Source organism: Pseudoclavibacter sp. AY1F1 (assembly GCF_002931075.1).
Taxonomy (GTDB): domain Bacteria; phylum Actinomycetota; class Actinomycetes; order Actinomycetales; family Microbacteriaceae; genus Pseudoclavibacter.
This window is the reverse complement of sequence record NZ_PSTQ01000002.1, coordinates 196,434-214,891: the sequence shown is the minus strand read 5'-3', so window position 1 is coordinate 214,891 and position 18,458 is coordinate 196,434. Positions and strand designations below refer to the sequence as shown.

Sequence of the window (18,458 nt, the reverse complement as noted above, 5' to 3'; positions counted from 1 at the left end):
CGACTTCCGTGCCAAGATCTTTCGCATGACCACTGCAGGCCCTGAAGCGCGCGACGCGTGCCCCCCGGGGCCCGCGGCGACCCCAACGGTCAGCGAGACGCTGCCGGCCAGCAAGACACTGCCTGCCAGCGAAACCCTGCGAGCCAGTGAAGATGGCGGGGTCCTCGACGGCGTCCCGCTCACCGTTCCTGCGACCCGGGGTGAGCGCATCCGCGCCGGGCTGCGCGATTCGCTTGCGGCTGGCCTCGGAGTGGTGCCGCTCGGCGTGGCCTTCGGTGTCCTGGTCCTCCAGGCGGGACTCCCGTGGTGGGTCGCGCCGTCGCTGTCGCTGTTCGTCTACGCGGGGTCGATCGAGCTCCTCCTTGTGGGCCTGATCGCCGCGGGAACGCCGATCGCGACCATGGCGCTCACGACGTTCTTCGTCAACTTCCGCCACGTCTTCTACGCCTTCTCGTTCCCGCTGCACCTCGTGCGCGGGCGGCTTGCGCGCCTGTATTCGATCTGGGCTATGACGGACGAGGCGTATGCGATCGTCACCCCCATCCCGCCTTCCCAGCGCTCGGCGACACGCCTCCTCACCCTGCAGCTCGCGCTGCAGACGTATTGGGTCGGCGGCGGGCTCCTCGGGGTGGCACTCGCGAGCGTCCTGCCTAGCGAGATCAAGGGCCTCGAGTTCTCGCTGTGCGCGCTGTTCACGGTGCTCGCGCTCGACGCGATCCGCTCCCGCGAGGACGTGCCGTCGCTGATCATCGCGGGCCTGAGTGTCTCGTTCGGGCTGCTCTTCGTGCCCGGCGCGCCCCTGTTCGCGGCACTCATCCTGTTCGCCGTAGCACTCGCGGCGCGTGCCTTCCTCGCCGCGAGGCGTGACCGCAAGGAAGCATCGGTGCACGATGTTTGACGTGTGGTGGTTCATCGGCGCACTCGCGGTCTGTGGCGGCATCACGTTCGGACTTCGCGCGCTGCCGTTCGCAGCGCTCAAGCCTCTGCGCGACTCGAAGACCGTGCAGCGGCTTGCCGTGTGGATGCCCGCCGGAATCCTCGCGATCCTCGCGGCGGTGACGTTCAGCGACTTCGCGAGCGAGCCGCGCACGACCCTGTGGGCCGCGATCGCACTGGCGGTGACCATCGGCGTGCACCTGGGGTTTGGGAGGCGAACGCTCCTCAGCGTCGGGCTCGGCACGGCGACGTTTGTTGCCCTCGTGAACTTCTTCTAGCAGCCGCCGACGCTGGGTCTTTGCTGGCTTGCTGGCTTTGCTGGCTCGCTGACGTCGCTAGCTTTGCTGGCTCGCTGACTCGCTGACTCGCTGACTCGACGCCGAACTACGCGGCGACCCTGTGCCGCCCGCGCAGCCAGCTGAAGAGGATGATCGAGATGCTCGCGTACCCGGCGAAGAAAAGGAGCATGCCGAGCTCATCCATCTCGAACTGCACGCCCTCGACGCCGAGCACGAGGCGGTTCATGGTGAGCCAGCCGAGGTGGGCGCCGATGCAGGTCCAGACGGTGGCGGATGCGGTGGAGTCGCGCGCGCACACGAGCAGGTACCCGAAGGCCGCGAGCATCGTGTAGTAGACGATCGGATCGTTGCCGGCCGGCGCGAAGAGCAAACCGTCGCTCGCCCCCCTTGCCTCGGAGAGCATCCATTGCAGGGCGAGCGCGAGGACGGGCACCACCAGGAACGTCGCGATGTTGAGGACAACAGCTGCAGCCGGCGGGAACGCATCGCGCAGGTTGGTGAGCGCGTAGCCGCGGATCGCGAGCTCTTCTGGGATGGCTTCGAGGAGGAGCGCAACGACGGTGTTCGTTGCGAGGAAGCTGAGGAGCTGCGGCGGGTTGATCGAAAGGAGCCGGATGACGCCGGTGAGGTCCAACAGCAGGAGCACGGCGAGCCCCGAGGCGGCGAGCACCCCGAAGCCGAGGCCGAACCCAGACGCGCCCGATCTGAGACCCGTCAGCCCGATGCCGGCGAGGACGCGGCGGTCGAGGCGTCGCCGCAGCAGGAGGACAGCCCCAACGACGATGACCGTGACACAAGAGGCCACCAGCACTCTGGACCCGAACCCGCTCGCCGCGGTTGCATCGACGCCGAACAGGTGCGCGGATGCCTCCGTTGACGCAACGAGGCCGATCGCCATAACGGCCGCGGCGGCGAGGGCCCTCGAGACGGCGGCACCCTTGCCAACAGCGGATGTCAGGCTGGCTCCCCGATCAACATTGGTCATGTGGCCTCCCCCGAAGTTGCGGCCAGTGTACTGACCGCACCCTCGGCGGGGCTCCGGATGGATCCCAGGACGGCAGGGCAGGTCGCATGCTCCGGTCGCGTGATCCGAGTGCATGCTCCGAGTGCATGCTCCGGTTGCATGGGCGGCAGCACGCGAGCGCAACCGACGAGCGCAGCGGACTTGCGCAGCGGACGAGCGCAGCGGACTTGAGGGCTAACTCGTGCGACTGACTTTGGCGACCAGCTCGTGTGACCAGTTCGTGCGGCTGGCTCGTGCGGCTGGCTCGAGCGGCTGGCCCGAGCGGCTGGCCCGCTAGTTCGGCTGCCGGGAGTCGTAACTGGACTGGAATGGGCGGGCACGGTAGCCGTCACGCAGCATGACCATCAGCGTTGCCGTGACGCCGGCGACGGCGAGCACAGCAGCGAGGATTGCTGTAATGACGAGTGTGATGAGTTCCATGGGGCCACCTCCGTGCCGGTCGACGAATGCTGCGAGTAGGCACATCCAATCCTCATACTGGCCTGGCCGTCGCGGTCCACTTCGCGCATACTGGACCCATGGAGTCGAATTCTGGTTCTCGCATTTCCGCCCGCACCCTGTTGTCGCTGGCAGGTGAGCTTCGCGACGACTCGGCCGCGTACGAGGCCCTCGCCGAGCGCATCCGCCTGCTGATCGTCGACGGGCGCATTCCCGTGGGGACGAGGCTGCCTTCCGAGCGTGAGCTCGCAGTGCAGTCCGGGCGGAGCCGAACGACGATCGTGGCCGCGTACCAGTCGTTGCGCGACAGCGGCCATGTGCTGAGTCGGCAGGGGTCCGGGAGCCGAGTGACGCTCCCCCGGCTGGGTAGGCAGGACCACCGCCCGGGCGGCGAGGGCGAGAACTACGGGGTAGATTTCGCGCGCGCCGTGCCGCCCCCTGTCGAGGGGCTTGCCGAGATCATCGCGGACGCTTCGGCCTCGATGCCGCTTGCGCTCGGTGCCCCCGGTTTCGACCTCCTCGGAACCCTCTCGCTGCGGTCGGCGATCGCCGAGCGGTACACGTCTCGTGGCCTTCCCACGACGGCCGACCAGATCATCGTGACGATGGGCGCCCAGCACGCGATCTCGTTGACGGCCCACACGCTGCTGACGCGGTCCGACGTGGTGCTCGTCGAGTCGCCGACGTACCCGCACGCGTATGAGGCGATGCGGCGGGCGGGGGCGAGGCTCATCGCGACGCCCGTGACGACGGGTGGCTGGGAGATCGAACACCTCGTCGAGACGATCGAGCGGATGCGCCCGGCGCTCGCGTACCTCATCCCGGACTTCCACAACCCGACCGGGGCATCCATGCGGCCGGAAGACCGTATCAGGGTCACTGAGGCCGCCAGAGCGGCCGGCACGATCCTGGTCGTCGACGAGACGACGGCCGACCTGTCGATCGACCGGCCGTGGGATGACGGGCCGTTCGCGCGTCACGCGCGGGGCGCGTCCCCCTTCTCGGGTTCTGGGGTCGTGACCGTCGGGTCGCTCAGCAAGGCGGCCTGGGCGGGGCTTCGTATCGGATGGATACGGGCGGATGCAGCGCTGATCCGGCGCTTCGTGCAGGCGAGGCCCGCTGGCGACCTTGGGACCCCGCAGATCGAGCAGCTGCTCGCGGAGCGGATCGTGCGGGCGCTGCCTGTGCTGCTGCCGCGGCGCCGGGAGCAGATGCGCCTGCACCGCGACGCCCTGCACGACGCGTTGAGCCTGCACTTGCCGGAGTGGCACGTGCCCCTGCCGGATGGGGGACTGTCGATGTGGGTGCACCTCACCCAGTCGGCGAGCTCGGCGATGACGTCTCTCTCGGAGGCGCGGGGCCTGGCGCTTGTCGCTGGCCCGAAGTTCTCGATCGATGGGAGCCTCGAGCGTTTCCTTCGAGTGCCGTTCACAGCTCCTATCGCTGATCTCGAGGCTGGCACCCGCATCCTCGCCGACTCGTGGGCGCAGCTTTCGGCGCGCGACGTTCGATCGATGGCCGACACGCGCCTGCCTGAGATGGTGTAGTCATGGTTCTTTTCTTCAGCGACATCGACGGCACCCTGCTGAGCGCGCAGCGGACGCTTTCCCCCCGCACGATCGAGGCGATCAGGGCGGTGCGGGCGGCGGGTCACCACTTCGTGCTGTGCTCGTCGCGCCCGCCCGAGTCGATGCGGGTGCTCGAGCGCCTGTACGACGGAATCGGGTCGCCGCTCGTGGCGTACAACGGCGGTCTGGTGCTCTCCGGCAGCGGCGAGGTGCAGCACGACGTGCCGATCTCGCCCGCGGATGCGCGTTTCATTGCCGAGCACTGCGAGGCCGCTGGCCTGCACGCCAGCTTCTTCGCCGGCGAGCGTTGGTTCACGTGGGGTGAGGACGAGTGGACGGAGCGTGAGCGCACCCACACGTGGGTGTATCCGGAGCCTGCGTCGACGCTGGAGTTCGTTGCGTCCGGAGATGTGGATACGTCTCCCCCGCACAAGGTGATGTGCATGGGAGACCCCGCACTGGTCGATGCACTCGAGGCGGCGCTCGCCGGGCGCCCTGGCGTGGTGAGTTACCGGTCGAAGGACACGTACCTGGAGATCGCGAACGCCGATTGCTCGAAGGGGACGGGCCTGCTCGCGGTAGCGCAGCAGCTGGGCGTGGGGCGCGAGGAGCTCTACTACTTCGGCGACAACTACAACGACCTGCCCGCGTTCGAGGTTGTCGGGCATCCGATCGCAGTCGCGAACGCGCGCCCGGAGGCGCTCGCGGTGGCGGAGTCGGTGATTCCGAGCAACACGGACGATGGGGTTGCTGTGTTCCTCGAGGAGTGGCTGGCCGGGGTCGCGGACTGACCTGCGGCGACCAGTCCAGTGACTTCCGAGTGGACCGCGACACGCCCGGGTGTATGCGATTGGATTGCAATATCCGGCGCCCGCCGGCAGATCACGGAGGTGGACTCATGGAACTTCTTGCTATTGGTATCGGGGTTGTGGCGGTTGTCGCCTTCGCCGCTGAGACTGTTCGCGCCGTCCGCAAGGATGGGTACGCGCAGCGCCCCACGCGCTTCGGCTACAACACTCGTCAGCCGCAGCTCTAGTCGCACTGCTGCACCCCGCTCTCTTGTGAGTGGGTGCTCTGCTCTTTTCTGAGTGGGTGCCCTGCTCACTTCTGAGCGGGTGCCCTGCTCACTTCTGAGCGGGTTTAGACAGCCACCGGTGCCGCCCTGGTCCTCGTGATCTCGGCGGCACTTTCGCGTTCGTGGGTAGCCCGTTCAGAGCGTTCAAAGCCTTCAAAGAGTTCAGAGCACTTCGAGCGCTTCGGGCGTTTCGAGCGTTTCGAGCATTTCGAGCATTTCGAGCATTTCGAGCATTCCGAGCATTCCGGATCCTGCGACTTCGTGTTTCGTGGTTCCGGATCCAGATTTCATGTTCTGCGGTTCCATTCGGGGTGTGGGGCGTCGGTGCTCTCGGAGGTGCGGCGTCGTGGGTTTCGGCGGCGGACGTGGTGGCCGACGGTCGCGACGACGCTCCATCTGCCATTGGGACGGAGGATGAGGGTGAGTCTGTCTCGGTGGACTTCGTGGTGGTGGAACGAGCACAGCAGGATGCCGTCTCTCACATCGGTCACCCCGCCCTCACTCCACGGTCGTGCGTGGTGCGCTTCGCACCAGCGTGCTGGCGCTCCGCACCCGGGAGCTCGGCAGCTTCGGTCTCTGACGAAGATCGCTCGGCGCTGGGCCGTAGTGAAGAGGCGCTGCTTCCGGCCGAGGTCGAGGATCTCCCCGGTGGCGGTTCGCGTAGCGATACGGATGAAGCCGTCGCACATGGTCTTGGCCGCGAACGATGGCGGGATGGGCTCCCCCGTGCGCTCGAGGTGAGGCACGTCTTCGGGGCGTTCTGCTTCTCCTACCAAGCCGGTCTCGGCGGTGACGATCACGATTGTGGGCGCTTCACCGCCGGTACGGGGCGCGTCGGGAGATTCCGCGTAGCAGCGGAGGATCATGTCGAGCGCGTCGATCCGCCGCTGTTCGATCGAGCGTGGGTCCACCACCGGAACTTCGAGTATCTCGTCGGAGCCGTCAGAGTCGGAGCCGTCAGAGTCGGAGGCGTCAGAGTCGGAGCCGTCAAGGTCCGAGCCGTCAGGGTCGGAACCGTCAGGATCGGAGCCGACCCAGTCAGAGACGCCTTGGTTTGCGGCCGGCGGAAGTCCGTCCGGTCCGAGCACTGGCGCGGTTGGCTCTCCACAGTCGGATGTCGCCGGAAACTCCACCTTCCGGCGCGGCGAGAGCAGCGCGTCGAACACGGAAAGCAGCTGCTCGCCCTGCTCGGGCGTCGCGATGAACTTCCCCACGACTGCACCATCGCCGCGTTGCGCGATCCACAGGCCGCGTTCCTCGGCGATCTTGTCCGCCCGCGGCTCGTCGCCGTCGGGGTCGAGGTACGACACCCAGGTCGCGGCCTGCACTTCCAGCACCTTCGGCACCGCGGGTTGCTCATCTTCCGGGTTCAGGCCGCACGCGGATGCGACGAGCTCGACCTCGGCACGCGCGAGCTCGTCGACATCCACGCGGTTGCCGGTGTGGTCCAGGCCCTTCGTGATCGCCGAGGCCTGCGCCACCGACATGACGCCCGAGCCCACCGCCCGCGACACTGCCACGTACTTCGGCGGGATCGGCTCGCCCGTGACGCTCATCCGCTCCCGCGTGGCTGCGGCGACCTGCACCAGGGTCTTCGCCTCGAACGGCTTCACGGCGAGCACCTGTTCCAGCATGGCCTGTAGGTTCCGAAACCCCGACTTCCGCGCGACTGTCTCCGCCCGCGGCGACTCATCCTCGCGCCGCGCCAGCTCGCCAGTGACTTCCACGAGCGCGGCATCTAATATGCGCCGGCGTGCCGCGAGCTCACGCAGCACGACCAGGATCTCCGCATCCGGGAGACCCGCCAGCTGGCACCGCGACTCAAGGAGGGTGTCAACAACAGCCGTATCTTGCGACGACTGGTGATGCGTCTCCTGCTCCGACTGTGATGCCACGATGACCTCCCCCAAGATCATCACCAGCCTAGCACTGGACAGCGATCAAATCTAGGTTTTGACCAGGTTTTTTACAAGAAGCTCGCATCTACTTACTAGTAGAAATCGTGGCGCCGGATATCCCCTGGTGAGCAGAGTAAATCCGCGAGCCCGGGACCTAGGATTCCTAGTAGGCGACAGCGAGCCACGCTACGGAGCTGACGCATGCCCTCGGCCGCTCCCAATTCTCTGCCACCCCGGACCGGCAGCGACCGAGACGAGACGCAGGCTGACCCGCTCGGCTACTCCCCGCTCCAGCGCCGGTCGCTCCGGTCGAGGAGCACATAGGCCGTGCGGATGAAGGCGACAAACGCGCCGACCCCACACACGCCGCTGATGATGAGCGCCGCCCAGAGCACCACGCCCAACGTTTCCTGGTGCTCCGCGACGACGGCCAGCTGCGCCGACGCCAGCGAGGAGACGACGCCGCTCAGCACCCCGATGACCAGCAACACGACCCACCACATGAAGGAGGTCGCGGAAGAACCGTCGGCTGCGGACCGGAACGAACGCTGGGGGTGCGAGGTCATGCATCCAGTGTGCCGAACCGCTTGTCGTGGCGAATCCCCGGAGACCCGCGCAAGCCATGGGGCGGCGCGCAGTCTCCGCCCCGCTTGCGCGTGCGAGGATGACCGCATGTCGCGCACCCCGACCGAGCTCCTGAGCCCTGCCGATCAGGAGCGCCGACGCAGCCTGCGGGTCATGAAGGCGGTCGCCCTCGGGGCCCTTCTCTTCATGGCGGTCGTGTTTGTCATCGCTTTCGCCCTGCAGCGCGAGCTGCCCGCTTTCGCGTATGTGCGCGCGGCCGCCGAGGGCGGCATGGTTGGCGCCCTCGCTGACTGGTTCGCCGTGACGGCCCTGTTCCGGCATCCGCTCGGCATCCCGATCCCGCACACGGCGATCATCCCGAAGCGCAAGGACGAGATCGGGCGCACCCTCGGCGAGTTCGTCGAGACCGAGTTCCTGCGCGGCGATGTCGTTCGCACGAAGCTGCAGGCGACGTCGATCGCGTCTCGCCTTGGCGAGTGGATCGAGCAGCCGGAGCACGCCGAGCGCATCGCCTCCGAGGCGTCCATCATGGCGACGGGCGTGCTTGAGGCGCTCAGCGACGACGACGTCCAGGGCCTCATCGAAGACCTCGCCCGCGAGCACCTCGTGGAGCCGCAGTGGGCCCCGCCCCTCGGCGAGTGGATGTCGCGTGTCGTCGCCACGGGCGCCCACCGCGGCGCCGTCGACCTCGCCGCCGACAGCGCCGCCGCGTGGCTCGCCGCGAACCAGGGCGCGTTCGACGGACTCGTCTCGCGGCGCCTTCCCTCCTGGGTGCCTTCGGTCGCGACGAAGCTCGTCGACAACACCGCCTACAACGAGGCCGTGAAGTTTGTGGCCGCCGTTCGCGCCGACGATGCGCATCCCGCGCGGGCGGCGATCGACGGCTACCTGGCTCGCCTCTCTGACCAGCTACAGCACGACCCCGAACTCATCGCGCGCTTCGAGGGGGCGAAGGGGAACATCTTCGACAGCCCCCGCATGCGCGAGCTCGCCGCGGAGGCGTGGAACGCCGCGAAGAGCGGCCTCCTCCGCTCGCTCGCTGACCCCGAGAGCGCCCTTCGCACGCGAGTCACTGCTGCCCTCGTCGACATCGGCCAGCGGTTGACGACGGATGCGCAGCTGCAGCAGCGAGTGGACACGTGGGTCACCGACGCCGCCGTCTTCCTCGTGGACCGGTACCGGCACGAGATCTCGTCGATAATCTCCGACACTGTCGCGAGCTGGGACGCCGAGGAGACGAGCGAGAAGATCGAGCTCATGGTGGGTCGCGACCTGCAGTACATCCGCCTCAACGGCACCATCGTGGGGGCGCTCGCTGGCGTCACGATCTTCACGATCGCCCACGCCTTCCTGGGCTAGGGAGCGTCTTCCTGCCTGGGCTAGGGGGTGTCTGACGCCTCTCGGGGTGCTACCCGTAGAGCTCGCGGTACCGGCGCTGAGCGGCCGGATGCAGCGCGATGGGGCTCGTGTCGATGAGGTTCGAGGCCGTCAGGTACTGCACGCCGAGCGACCCCGCAGGCACAAGCTGCGCTGCATCCCGGATGAGCACGTCGACAAGCGAGTGGGCGACATCGTCCGGCAGGTCGGGACGCGCGAGCAGGTAGTTGGAGACGCCGATCGCCGGCACAGCCTCCTCGCTTCCGTAGGTGCTCCCCGGCACCGCCGTGAGCGCGTAGACGCCCGGATACTCGAGCTCGATGGCCGGGAGGGCGCTCGTGAGGTCGACGAGTTCGACACCCGCCTCGAGGTTCTGCACTGCTGGCAGCGGCAGCCCTCCCGACCAGAAGATCGCGTCGACTGTTCCGGCCTCGATCGCGGCGATGGCGTCGTCGAGGTAGAGCTCGGACACGACCGCGGCGCCTGGCCCTTCGAGCATGCCAAGCGAGGAGAGCACCCGCCTCGCCGTGAGCGCCGCTCCAGACTGCGGCGCACCGACAGACACGCGCCGCCCGGCGAGGTCGCCGACACCGCCGATGGGCCCGTCGCTGCGCACGAAGCACTGCAGGTAGTTCTGGTAGACGCGCCCGATGGCGACCTTGTTCTGCGCATCCGTGGCCGCCGCGTCGGCGAGCACGATGGCGAGCTCGGCGTCTCGCGCCTGCAGCAGCGCCAGGTTGGCGAGGCTTCCGCCAGTAGTCACGACCTCAAGGCCCGTCATGCCGTCCGCGTGGAGGGCGTCGCGGAGCAGCTCCCCGAACTGCACGTACGTGCCGCCCTGCTCGCCGCAGGCCATGCGGATGCGTGGGGGCGACTGGCCGAGCGAGCATCCGCCGAGCGCGAGAGTCGCCGCCGCGGCGGCCCCAGCGCCGGCGCCGAGCAGCAGTCCGCGCCGCGTGAGACTCACCACGTGCGAACCAGACTCACGCGAGCTCGAAGCCCACCCTCGGGTGCTCGGTCGTAGTCCACAGTGGCTCGGTTGGCTCTCGCGAGCTCGCCGACGATCGCGAGGCCGAGCCCGGTTCCAGGTTTGGCTCGGTGCGCGGGTGAGCGCCAGAACCTCGTGCCCAAGTGCACGAGCTCGTCATCGTGGACGCCCGGACCGTCGTCGCTGATCTCGAGCACCGCGCGCCTGGCGGCACCCTCGTGCTCATCGGACACTTCCTCGAGCACGAACCCCGCGCGGATCTCCGCCCCTTCCCCCGCGTACTTCCGCGCGTTGTCGAGCAGGGTCTCGACTATCTCCTCGAGGTCGCTCTTCCGGCAGGCGACCCGCACTTCGGCGACTCCGACGACGGACAACCGCATGCCCGCCTCTCGGAAGTGATCCTCGTGGGGCGCCGCGAGCATGGCTGCCGACGTGAGGTGCTCACGGGCGGCGCCGTCGGCGAAGCCTGTGCGTCTGCCGCTTGCCTCCGCGGTCGCGCGGTGCTCTGCGTTGGCCAGCACCAGCATCCGATCGACGACGTGCTCGAGCCGGTCGAGGTCTCCGCCGACGGCCTCCAGGTCCGCCTCGTCAGCCTCGTCCCTCGGCAGGGCGTCGATGCGGAGCCGGATCGCCGCGAGCGGGTTGCGCAGCTGGTGCGACGCCTCGGCGACGAACCCGCGCTGCTGCTCGAGCGCATCCTCGACCCCCCGAGACATGCGAGCGAACGACGACGACAGGCGCCGCAGCTCGAGCGGCCCCGTCGCCGCCTCGAGGTCCGGCTCGCGCTGCTCCGCGAGCGCGTTGGCCGCGGCGTCGAGGGCGCGCACTGGGCGCAGCACCCAGCTCGTCCAGAACTGGGAGGCCGCGAAGAGCAGCAGCAACAGCAGCAGGCCCGCGAGCGCGACGAGCACCCACCAGCCCGTGATCTGCATCTTGGCCTCCGCCTGGTTCACCTCGAGCACAACGGCACCGGATGCTGCGCTCGAGCCGTTCGCGAACGGCTCGGCGATGAAGTGGGTGTCGTCGCTCCACGGGTAGATGGTGGGGATCGATCGTTGGGGCACCGTTCGGGACGCGGCGAGCACCAAGGACTGGACGCGAGCATCCATCTCGACGCCGCCGACGGACGACACGACCCGGCCTTCGCTGTCGACGACTATCGCCGCCTCCCCGTACGTCTCGGCGAACCGCTCGAGGTAGCGGTCGAGCCCAGTCGGGTCGTCGCTCGCGACCGCCGCCTCCGAGCGCTGCACGATCTGGTCCATCGAGGTCGCCCGCTGCAGGGTGAGCTGCTGGGTGCGGTTCACGGCGATGCCCTCGCTCGCCGGCACGATGATGGCGATGACCGTGAGCAGGCCGAAGAGCATGAGCGGCAGCAGCACCTGCAGCTTCACGGCGCCGGCTTCGTCTCGAGCCGGTAGCCGAACCCGCGGATCGTCGTGATCGCGACGGCCGGCACCTTCTGGCGGAGCTGCGCGAGGTGCACGTCGAACGACCGCGAGGTCGCTGCGTACGCGTCACCCCACACCTGGTCGAGGAGCTCCTGGCGACTGACAGCCCGGCCGACGCGCTTCGCGAGCACGGCGAGGAGCTCGAACTCGGTGGGCGTGAGCGACACCTCGTCGTCGCCGACCGCCACCCGTCGGGCGAGCAGCTCGATGCGGGCTTCGCCGACCTGCACGACCTCCGGCTCCGTGGCCGGCGCCCGCCGCCTGGCGACCGCGTCGATACGGGCGAGCAGCTCGTGCATGCGCACGGGCTTCACGAGGTAGTCGTCAGCCCCGAGCCCGAGGGCGCGCACCGTCGAACGCTCGTCGCCGCGCGCCGTGACCACGATGACGGGCACCTGACTCACCTGACGCAGCCGCCTGAGCACCTCGATCCCGTCCATGTCCTCGAGGCCGAGGTCGAGCAGCACTAGCTCGACGTCACGGTGCTGCAGCAGCACGTCGCTGCCGCGGGCGACCTGCAGGCAGGCGTGATCGGCACGCCCGAGGACAGCCGTGAGGGCGGCGGAGACGGACGCGTCATCCTCGGCGACGAGCACACGCATGCACCAATGGTAGGCGCGCGGCGGGCAACACCGCCGCCGATGCCCCTCGTCAAGACGTAAAGGGAATGTAAGGATCCGCCCGCCGCCCCTTGCGAACTGCCGAAAGTTGTCGAGTACACCCACACCGAGGTGGGGCCGGGGCTCCACCCCGATGGCAGAAGCAGATCAACGACGATGGAGAAGTCAATGACGACGACACAACAGCCGGGCAGCCTGCGCCGCTCAGTTTCCAACACCCTGAAGGGCTCGGCAGGCAACCTCGTCGAGTGGTACGACGTCTACGTCTACTCGGTCTTCGCCTCCTACTTCGAGTTCCAGTTCTTCGACTCTGAGGACAAGAACTCGCAGATCTACATCTGGGCGATCTTCGCCGTGACCTTCCTCATGCGCCCCATCGGCGCCTGGTTCTTCGGGCGCTTCGCTGACCGGCACGGGCGCCGCCTCGCGCTGACCGTCTCGGTCTCGATCATGGCCGGATGCTCGTTCGTCATCGCGCTCACCCCGTCAGCCGAGGTCATCGGTGCGGGTGCCGCGATCATCCTCATCATGTGCCGCCTCGTGCAGGGCTTCGCGACTGGCGGCGAGTACGGCACAAGTGCCACGTACATGTCGGAGGCAGCGATCCGCGGACGCCGCGGCTTCCTGTCGTCGTTCCACTACGTGACGCTGGTCGGCGGCCACGTGCTTGCTCAGGCGACGCTCCTCGTCATGGTGCTTGCCATGCCGACTGAGGCGATCTCCGAGTGGGGCTGGCGCATCGCCTTCGGCATCGGAGGCGTCGCCGCGATCGTCGTCTTCTATCTTCGCCGCACCATGGATGAGTCGCTCAGCGAGTCGGCCATCGAGTCGGTCAAGGACGGCAAGTCGCGCTCCTCCGGCTCGATGAAGGAGCTCATCATGCACCAGTGGCGCCCGCTCCTCCTCTGCTTCCTCATCACGATGGGCGGCACGGTCGCGTTCTACACGTACTCCGTGACGGGGCCGGGCATCGTCAAGAAGGCGTTTGCCGGCGACGACGTGATCTCCGGCACGATCCTGAACCTCATCGCGCTGACCGTGCTCATGCTGCTGCAGCCCATCGGCGGCTGGCTCTCCGACATCGTGGGCCGCAAGACGCTGCTCGTGTTCTTCGGCGCCGGCGGCGTGCTCTACACGTGGTTCCTGCTCACCTACCTGCCGCAGCAGACTAACGAGCTCGCGGCATTCGGCATCCTGGTCGGCGGCTTCGTGATCCTCACGGGCTACACCTCCATCAACGCGGTCGTGAAGGCGGAGCTCTTCCCGACGCACATCCGGGCCCTCGGCGTCGGCTTCGGCTACGCCATGGCGAATTCCCTCTTCGGCGGCACCGCTCCTCTGCTCTACACGGCGGCGGGCGAAGCCCAGCAGGTGCCGCTCTTCATCATCTACGTCACCATCGCGATCGCTGCGTCGCTGGTCGTCTACGTCTTCTTCCTCAACAACAAGGGCGTGAACTGGCTCGACGACGAGAAGGCCATGCGGGCGAAGGACGCCGAGCGCGAGGAGAAGCGCGCCGAGCGCGAGGTCGCCGGCATCCGCTGACCCGTCGGCACCGCGTCTCCTCGCTGACGGCCGCTGATCCTCGATGGGATCGCAGCCATGCGACGGGTGCAGGCTCGTTTCCGAACGAGCCTGCACCCGTCGTCGGGATGCACCGGGGTGGTGGAGGCGCGGACTGAGTCAGACGAGGGCGGGGCGCCGCGTGCTCTCGGCGCCGCCGTCGGCGTAGATGACCTGGCCTGTCACGTAGCCGTTGTCCTCGCTGGTGAGCCATGCGAGGAGGTTCGCGACGTGGCTCGCGTCCCCTGTCAACTCGCCGGCTCGAACCGCTTCGTCGCGCCCGTGCGCGGCCCTTCCCTCATCCGTCTCGAGGGCCCCTGCCGTCATCGACGTGAACGCGCGACCGGGAGCGACGACGTTGAGGGCGATACCTTCACCGACCCACTCCGGTCGAGTCGCGGCCTGCCGCGCCCAGCGCGCCACCGACTGCTTCGAGGTCGTGAAGAGCACCGATGACCCCAGAGGCGTGACGTCGGAGACGAGCTGGTCGGCGTAGGCGAGGGCTGCCGCCTCGTCACCGGCTTCGATGAGCTGCAGCAGTTGACTGTCGACCTCCTCGAGCGCGACGAGCGTGGCAACGACGGCGGCGCGGGGCGCGTCGGAGAGGGAGAGCAGCGGCCGCAGTCCCTCCAGCGTGGCGACAGCACCGAAGTGGTTGACGGAGACGGTCTCGGAGGATGGGCGCATGCGGTCGGCGATCGCGAGGGCACCGTCGATGATGCCGCCGCTCAACTCCGTGGCCTGTGCGACGAGCTCGTCTCGGCCTTCGGCGTTTGTGAGGTCGACGTTGATGTCGGCGCCGAAGAGATCGACACCGATGACGCGGTGCCCGTCTTCTCGGAGCTTGAGGGCCGTAGCCCTGCCGATACCGGTGGCTGAGCCTGTGACGACGTACGTACGAGTCATTGGGAAAGTCCTTCGCGCTGAGGGAGCGTATCGCTCAGTGAGATATGAGCCGCAGAACTGGCGCGGCGAAGACTGCTGTGGCGCGGAACGTGGGCACTGAGGGGGTTCATCTCAACCTTAGGGCGAGGGCACGTACCTGACACGGAATTAGTCCGCTTTAGTAGGCCGCCTAGGTTTTCCCGTGCCGTGAGGACGTCGCTCGCTGGACGTGCAGCCTTCGCGAGAGACTCGCCCGTACATTGGCGACATGACTTCCCGGATGCTTCCCCTCCGTTTCGGCGCTCAGACTGTGCTCGTCACGGGCGCCAGTTCGGGCCTCGGCGCTGAGTTCGCCCGCCAGCTGGCGTCGCGCGGAAGCGACCTCGCGCTGGTCGCTCGCCGGGAGGCCAAGCTGGAGGAGCTCTCCGCCGAGCTGCGCGGCAGATTTGGGGTGTCGGTGACGACAATCGCAGCCGACCTCGGGGAGCCGGGGGCCGCATCCTCGCTCAAGGCTGAGCTCGAACGCCGAGGGGTGCGCGTGACGAGTCTCATCAACAACGCCGGCTTCGGCACGAGCGGCGCCTTCCACGAAGAAGACCCTGGGCGGGTTCGCGCCGGGATCGCCCTGAACGTCGCCGCGCTTGTCGACCTCACGCAGGCCTACATCCACGAGCTGCGGGCAGGCGACGGCTTCCTTGTCAACGTCGCGAGCGTCGCCGCTTACCAGCCGACGCCTGGCTTCGCCGTCTATGGCGCCACGAAGGCGTTTGTGCGCAGCTTCACTGAGGCGCTCTGGGCCGAGTCGGCGGCCACAGGCCTCCGCGTCGTCGCGCTCTCCCCCGGGCCGACTTCGACCGAGTTCTTCGAGGTTGCCGGTGAGGACATCGGCTCCGGGCTGCCGCGCATGACGGCGCGCAGCGTCGTTTCGATCACCCTCCGCGAGCTGAAGAAGCCGAGGCCGGGCCCATCGGTCGTTCCCGGCCCCGTGAACACCGTCCTGACCCTCGGCTCAAAGCTCGCGCCCCGCAAGCTCCTGCTGCGTGGGATGAGTCGGGCACTGGGCGCCAAGTAACCGCATACAGACGCGGCAAAGGCCGGTGCTCGCCGCCAGGCGGGCTGAGCGAAAGCCGCGCCCGCCCCGACGCCTCCCGGCCGGAGCTACCGCAGCAGTTTCCCGATGCTCTCGAAGTGTCCGCTGTAGCCGGCGACGAGCTTGCGCGCGACGCCCACGGAATCGACGAGCGGATGTGCGGCAAAACCTCGCCACGCGAGCTCGCGAGAGCCCCGCGTCGCCGCCTCGATGACAAGCCGCTCGGCTGACTTCACCTGCATCATGAGCCCGAGCATCTCGCCATCGACGGGGGCGATCGGCCACGGGTGCACGCCGTCGGCGTCCACGACGCAGCCGACTTCGACCACCGCGTCCTCGGGGAGCGCTGGAACGAGCGAACCGTTGCGCACGTTGAGGATCATCGTGGCCGGCGTGCCGGACGAGAGCGCCGCCATGAGGTCGAGCGCGACGGTCTCGTAGCCGCCGCCCGCGACGTCCTCGACCTCCCGCTCCTCTCCCTCCTCGCGACTCTCCGCCATGTAGCTCGCCTCACGCTCGTGACGGGTGCGCAGCCAAGATTCGTGGGGGTCCGAGCCGGGGTTCGCGAAGAACGATCCTTGCTGCGCGTCGAGGTACTCGCCTCTTGTGGTGGCAGCAGCCCGGATGCTCTCGTTCGCCTCGCGCGTGAAGTAGTAGTAGTACAGGTACTCGTTGGGCAGCGCGCCGAGCGCCCTCACCCAGTCGAAGCCGAGCAGGCGCGCCTCCTCGATGCGCTGCAGTGAGGCATCGGAAGCCAACAGTTCAGGGAGTCGCTCGACGCCGTCCACCTGCAACGAGCGCAGCCAGCCGAGGTGGTTGAGGCCGACGTAGTCGAACGCCACTGTCGACGCACCGCTCGGAGCGCCCGCGCTCGCCGTCGTTCCGGCCCCCGCGACCGCCGCAGCGCGCCGCATGAGACCGATCGGGGTGTCGCAGATGCCGACGACACGGTCACCGAGGACACCCCGCATCGCCTCAGTGACGATGCCTGCCGGGTTCGTGAAGTTGATGACCCACGCGTCCGGCGCAACCCGCCGGATCGTCTCGGCGAGCGAGACCATGAGCGGGATCGTGCGGAGCGCGTAGGCGAGCCCGCCGGGGCCGACGGTCTCCTGGCCGAGCACGCCCAGGTCGAGGGCGATGCGTTCATCCGCGACCCGCCCGGCCGTCCCGCCGACACGAACGGCGCTGAATACGAAGTCCGTGCCGCGCAGCGCCTCTTCGAGGTCGGTCGTGACGGTGATGCGCGGGGCGAAGCGCTTCTCGCTCGCGATGCGCTCGACGATGACGCGGATGATCGCGAGCCGCTCGGGCGAGACGTCGTGGAGGGCCAGCTCGTCGATGCGCACCGGGGCCTCGTCAGACGCGACCGCCTCGAACACCTGGGGAACACGGAAGCCTCCGCCACCGATGATCGTGAGTTTCACGAGAACATCACCTCTACCTTCGCGTCGACGACCACCGCGCGGGAACTGGCACGCGCGCCCCACCAGTGATCGAACATACTTGAAGCTCAGACACTGCTGTTGAGAGCGAGAGGATGCGCGATGGCTTCGGCACACCACGAAATGCCACAGGCGGATACGGTCGCGGATGCGCGCTTCGACGTCGTGCTCGCGGGCTCGGTCTTCTTCGACATCGTCTTCACCGACCTGCACGGCGTACCAAGCGCCGGCACCGAGGTGTGGGCCGAAGGCATGGGATCGACTCCGGGCGGCATCGCCAACCTGGCCGTCGCTGCCAGCCGCCTCGGCCTCACGACCTCGCTCGCGTCGGTCTTCGGCGACGACGTCTACGGCCGCTGGTGCTGGGAGCTGCTGGAAGAGCACGAGGGCATCGATCTCAGCCACTCGCGGCGCTTCGAGAATTGGCACACCGCGGTGACGGTCTCTGTCGCGCAGAACGGCGACCGCAGCATGATCACGCATGGGCACCCGAGCCCGATCTCGAGCGACGCGCTGCTGAGCGACGGCGTCTCGAGCCGCACGGCGCTCACTGAGCTCGGAGTCATGTCGAGCCTCGAGCAGGAGCCGTGGTGGCTGCGGGCGGCGAAGCAGGGCACGCGGATCTTCGCTGATGTCGGCTGGGACGACACCGGGACGTGGGACCCGGCCGTCCTCGAGCCGCTCGCCTCCTGCTACGCGTTCCTGCCCAACGAGCGCGAGGCGGTCGAGTACACGCGCACGGCTTCCCCGCTCGCAGCGGCCCGCGCCCTCTCAGCGCACGTACCGCTTGTTGTCGTGACCTGCGGCAAGGACGGCGCCATCGGCATCGACTCCGCGACGGGCGAGGAGGTCCGCGTTCCCGCCGTGCCGGTCCGCGCGTACGACGCGACGGGCGCTGGCGACGTGTTCGGCGCATCCTTTGTGCTCGGCACGCTGCGCGACTGGTCGCTGGAGCAGCGCCTCACGTTCTCCGCGCTCTGCTCGGCGCTCGCCGTGCAGCAGTTCGGTGGCTCCCTCGCGGCCCCTGGTTGGGGTGACATCGCCGACTGGTGGGACACGACGCGGGCTTCCGGCGACGCCGAGCTCATCAGCCGCTACGGCTTCCTGCAGGATGTGCTCCCGTCGGAGCGCCCCGGGGCGGTGCGCCGCGCGGAAGCCACGTTTCGGCTCATCGACCACTTCCCTGCGCCATGAGGCACAGTCCTGCGCCATGAGG

General features: G+C 68.3%; 19 protein-coding genes. 9 read left to right on the top strand and 10 right to left on the bottom strand.

Annotated elements, in window-relative coordinates:
- Window positions 1-25: 25 nt before the first annotated feature.
- Window positions 26-898: an AzlC family ABC transporter permease gene (locus C5B85_RS05155; RefSeq protein ID WP_104285152.1), complete on the top strand. Its 873-nt coding sequence runs from the start codon at window positions 26-28 to the stop codon at window positions 896-898.
- A complete protein-coding gene (locus C5B85_RS05150; protein WP_104284969.1) occupies window positions 891-1,214 on the top strand; it encodes a branched-chain amino acid transporter permease in 324 nt (107 codons plus the stop codon). The genes C5B85_RS05155 and C5B85_RS05150 overlap by 8 nt, the downstream gene beginning before the upstream one ends.
- Before the next feature lie 106 nt (window positions 1,215-1,320).
- On the opposite strand, the gene C5B85_RS05145 is transcribed toward C5B85_RS05150, so the two are convergent.
- Entirely contained in the window at window positions 1,321-2,220 is a 900-nt protein-coding gene (locus tag C5B85_RS05145) for a type II CAAX prenyl endopeptidase Rce1 family protein (protein WP_181064288.1), read from the bottom strand.
- Between the two features lie 312 nt (window positions 2,221-2,532).
- Window positions 2,533-2,679, bottom strand: coding sequence for a hypothetical protein (locus C5B85_RS19125; RefSeq protein ID WP_181064287.1), 147 nt, complete (start codon window positions 2,677-2,679; stop codon window positions 2,533-2,535).
- 98 nt (window positions 2,680-2,777) lie between these two features.
- Here C5B85_RS19125 and C5B85_RS05140 point away from each other — a divergent pair, with 98 nt between their 5' ends.
- The 3 genes from C5B85_RS05140 (at window position 2,778) to C5B85_RS19120 (ending at window position 5,301) form a co-directional block, all read left to right on the top strand.
- Window positions 2,778-4,244, top strand: a complete 1,467-nt coding sequence (locus tag C5B85_RS05140) for a PLP-dependent aminotransferase family protein (RefSeq protein WP_104284967.1) — start codon at window positions 2,778-2,780, stop codon at window positions 4,242-4,244.
- Between the two features lie 2 nt (window positions 4,245-4,246).
- Window positions 4,247-5,056 carry a Cof-type HAD-IIB family hydrolase gene (locus tag C5B85_RS05135; protein WP_104284966.1) on the top strand — a complete coding sequence of 270 codons (810 nt, stop codon included), beginning with the start codon at window positions 4,247-4,249 and terminating at the stop codon, window positions 5,054-5,056.
- Window positions 5,057-5,163: 107 nt separating this feature from the next.
- Window positions 5,164-5,301, top strand: coding sequence for a hypothetical protein (locus C5B85_RS19120; protein ID WP_156475896.1), 138 nt, complete (start codon window positions 5,164-5,166; stop codon window positions 5,299-5,301).
- A 201-nt stretch (window positions 5,302-5,502) separates the two neighbouring features.
- Here C5B85_RS19120 and C5B85_RS19515 read toward each other — a convergent pair whose 3' ends face one another.
- The 3 genes from C5B85_RS19515 to C5B85_RS05125 form a co-directional block, all read right to left on the bottom strand.
- On the bottom strand, window positions 5,503-5,631 hold the full coding sequence (locus C5B85_RS19515) for a hypothetical protein (RefSeq protein ID WP_258070596.1): 129 nt from the start codon (window positions 5,629-5,631) through the stop codon (window positions 5,503-5,505).
- Window positions 5,628-7,235 carry an HNH endonuclease signature motif containing protein gene (locus tag C5B85_RS05130; protein WP_181064286.1) on the bottom strand — a complete coding sequence of 536 codons (1,608 nt, stop codon included), beginning with the start codon at window positions 7,233-7,235 and terminating at the stop codon, window positions 5,628-5,630. Before C5B85_RS05130 ends, C5B85_RS19515 begins: the two co-directional genes overlap by 4 nt.
- 281 nt (window positions 7,236-7,516) lie before the next feature.
- On the bottom strand, window positions 7,517-7,804 hold the full coding sequence (locus C5B85_RS05125) for a hypothetical protein (RefSeq protein ID WP_104284964.1): 288 nt from the start codon (window positions 7,802-7,804) through the stop codon (window positions 7,517-7,519).
- 106 nt (window positions 7,805-7,910) lie between these two features.
- Between C5B85_RS05125 and C5B85_RS05120 the strand changes: the two genes are divergently transcribed.
- Entirely contained in the window at window positions 7,911-9,182 is a 1,272-nt protein-coding gene (locus C5B85_RS05120; RefSeq protein ID WP_104284963.1) for a DUF445 domain-containing protein, read from the top strand.
- A 49-nt stretch (window positions 9,183-9,231) separates the two neighbouring features.
- On the opposite strand, the gene C5B85_RS05115 is transcribed toward C5B85_RS05120, so the two are convergent.
- The 3 genes from C5B85_RS05115 to C5B85_RS05105 are packed head-to-tail and all read right to left on the bottom strand — an operon-like array spanning window position 9,232 to window position 12,241.
- Window positions 9,232-10,170 carry a TAXI family TRAP transporter solute-binding subunit gene (locus tag C5B85_RS05115; RefSeq protein WP_104284962.1) on the bottom strand — a complete coding sequence of 313 codons (939 nt, stop codon included), beginning with the start codon at window positions 10,168-10,170 and terminating at the stop codon, window positions 9,232-9,234.
- Window positions 10,164-11,582 (bottom strand): HAMP domain-containing sensor histidine kinase, encoded by a 1,419-nt coding sequence (locus C5B85_RS05110; RefSeq protein ID WP_104284961.1) that lies wholly within the window; start codon window positions 11,580-11,582, stop codon window positions 10,164-10,166. The genes C5B85_RS05115 and C5B85_RS05110 overlap by 7 nt, the downstream gene beginning before the upstream one ends.
- Complete coding sequence (locus tag C5B85_RS05105) at window positions 11,579-12,241, bottom strand: response regulator transcription factor (RefSeq protein WP_104284960.1); 663 nt, start codon at window positions 12,239-12,241, stop codon at window positions 11,579-11,581. The genes C5B85_RS05110 and C5B85_RS05105 overlap by 4 nt, the downstream gene beginning before the upstream one ends.
- Before the next feature lie 186 nt (window positions 12,242-12,427).
- On the opposite strand from C5B85_RS05105, the gene C5B85_RS05100 reads away from it, so the two are divergent.
- Window positions 12,428-13,804, top strand: coding sequence for an MFS transporter (locus tag C5B85_RS05100; protein WP_258070595.1), 1,377 nt, complete (start codon window positions 12,428-12,430; stop codon window positions 13,802-13,804).
- Window positions 13,805-13,942: 138 nt separating this feature from the next.
- On the opposite strand, the gene C5B85_RS05095 is transcribed toward C5B85_RS05100, so the two are convergent.
- Complete coding sequence (locus C5B85_RS05095) at window positions 13,943-14,728, bottom strand: SDR family oxidoreductase (protein WP_104284958.1); 786 nt, start codon at window positions 14,726-14,728, stop codon at window positions 13,943-13,945.
- Window positions 14,729-14,975: 247 nt separating this feature from the next.
- Here C5B85_RS05095 and C5B85_RS05090 point away from each other — a divergent pair, with 247 nt between their 5' ends.
- The gene (locus tag C5B85_RS05090; RefSeq protein ID WP_219819340.1) at window positions 14,976-15,779 is read left to right on the top strand and encodes an SDR family oxidoreductase; all 804 of its coding nucleotides are present in this window, start codon (window positions 14,976-14,978) and stop codon (window positions 15,777-15,779) included.
- An 86-nt stretch (window positions 15,780-15,865) separates the two neighbouring features.
- Here C5B85_RS05090 and C5B85_RS05085 read toward each other — a convergent pair whose 3' ends face one another.
- Window positions 15,866-17,224, bottom strand: a complete 1,359-nt coding sequence (locus C5B85_RS05085) for a 6-phospho-beta-glucosidase (RefSeq protein WP_104284956.1) — start codon at window positions 17,222-17,224, stop codon at window positions 15,866-15,868.
- 120 nt (window positions 17,225-17,344) lie between these two features.
- On the opposite strand from C5B85_RS05085, the gene C5B85_RS05080 reads away from it, so the two are divergent.
- Entirely contained in the window at window positions 17,345-18,436 is a 1,092-nt protein-coding gene (locus C5B85_RS05080) for a carbohydrate kinase family protein (protein ID WP_104284955.1), read from the top strand.
- Window positions 18,437-18,458: the final 22 nt, after the last annotated feature.

Excerpts from the sequence above, each read along its gene's own strand:
- C5B85_RS05155 (WP_104285152.1), top strand. The coding sequence starts at position 26 with ATGACCACTGCAGGCCCTGAAGCGCGCGACGCGTGCCCCCCGGGGCCC.
- C5B85_RS05150 (WP_104284969.1), top strand. The coding sequence starts at position 891 with ATGTTTGACGTGTGGTGGTTCATCGGCGCACTCGCGGTCTGTGGCGGC.
- C5B85_RS05145 (WP_181064288.1), bottom strand. The coding sequence starts at position 2,220 with ATGACCAATGTTGATCGGGGAGCCAGCCTGACATCCGCTGTTGGCAAG.
- C5B85_RS19125 (WP_181064287.1), bottom strand. The coding sequence starts at position 2,679 with ATGGAACTCATCACACTCGTCATTACAGCAATCCTCGCTGCTGTGCTC.
- C5B85_RS05140 (WP_104284967.1), top strand. The coding sequence starts at position 2,778 with ATGGAGTCGAATTCTGGTTCTCGCATTTCCGCCCGCACCCTGTTGTCG.
- C5B85_RS05135 (WP_104284966.1), top strand. The coding sequence starts at position 4,247 with ATGGTTCTTTTCTTCAGCGACATCGACGGCACCCTGCTGAGCGCGCAG.
- C5B85_RS19120 (WP_156475896.1), top strand. The coding sequence starts at position 5,164 with ATGGAACTTCTTGCTATTGGTATCGGGGTTGTGGCGGTTGTCGCCTTC.
- C5B85_RS19515 (WP_258070596.1), bottom strand. The coding sequence starts at position 5,631 with ATGAAATCTGGATCCGGAACCACGAAACACGAAGTCGCAGGATCCGGA.
- C5B85_RS05125 (WP_104284964.1), bottom strand. The coding sequence starts at position 7,804 with ATGACCTCGCACCCCCAGCGTTCGTTCCGGTCCGCAGCCGACGGTTCT.
- C5B85_RS05120 (WP_104284963.1), top strand. The coding sequence starts at position 7,911 with ATGTCGCGCACCCCGACCGAGCTCCTGAGCCCTGCCGATCAGGAGCGC.
- C5B85_RS05105 (WP_104284960.1), bottom strand. The coding sequence starts at position 12,241 with ATGCGTGTGCTCGTCGCCGAGGATGACGCGTCCGTCTCCGCCGCCCTC.
- C5B85_RS05100 (WP_258070595.1), top strand. The coding sequence starts at position 12,428 with ATGACGACGACACAACAGCCGGGCAGCCTGCGCCGCTCAGTTTCCAAC.
- C5B85_RS05095 (WP_104284958.1), bottom strand. The coding sequence starts at position 14,728 with ATGACTCGTACGTACGTCGTCACAGGCTCAGCCACCGGTATCGGCAGG.
- C5B85_RS05090 (WP_219819340.1), top strand. The coding sequence starts at position 14,976 with ATGACTTCCCGGATGCTTCCCCTCCGTTTCGGCGCTCAGACTGTGCTC.
- C5B85_RS05080 (WP_104284955.1), top strand. The coding sequence starts at position 17,345 with ATGGCTTCGGCACACCACGAAATGCCACAGGCGGATACGGTCGCGGAT.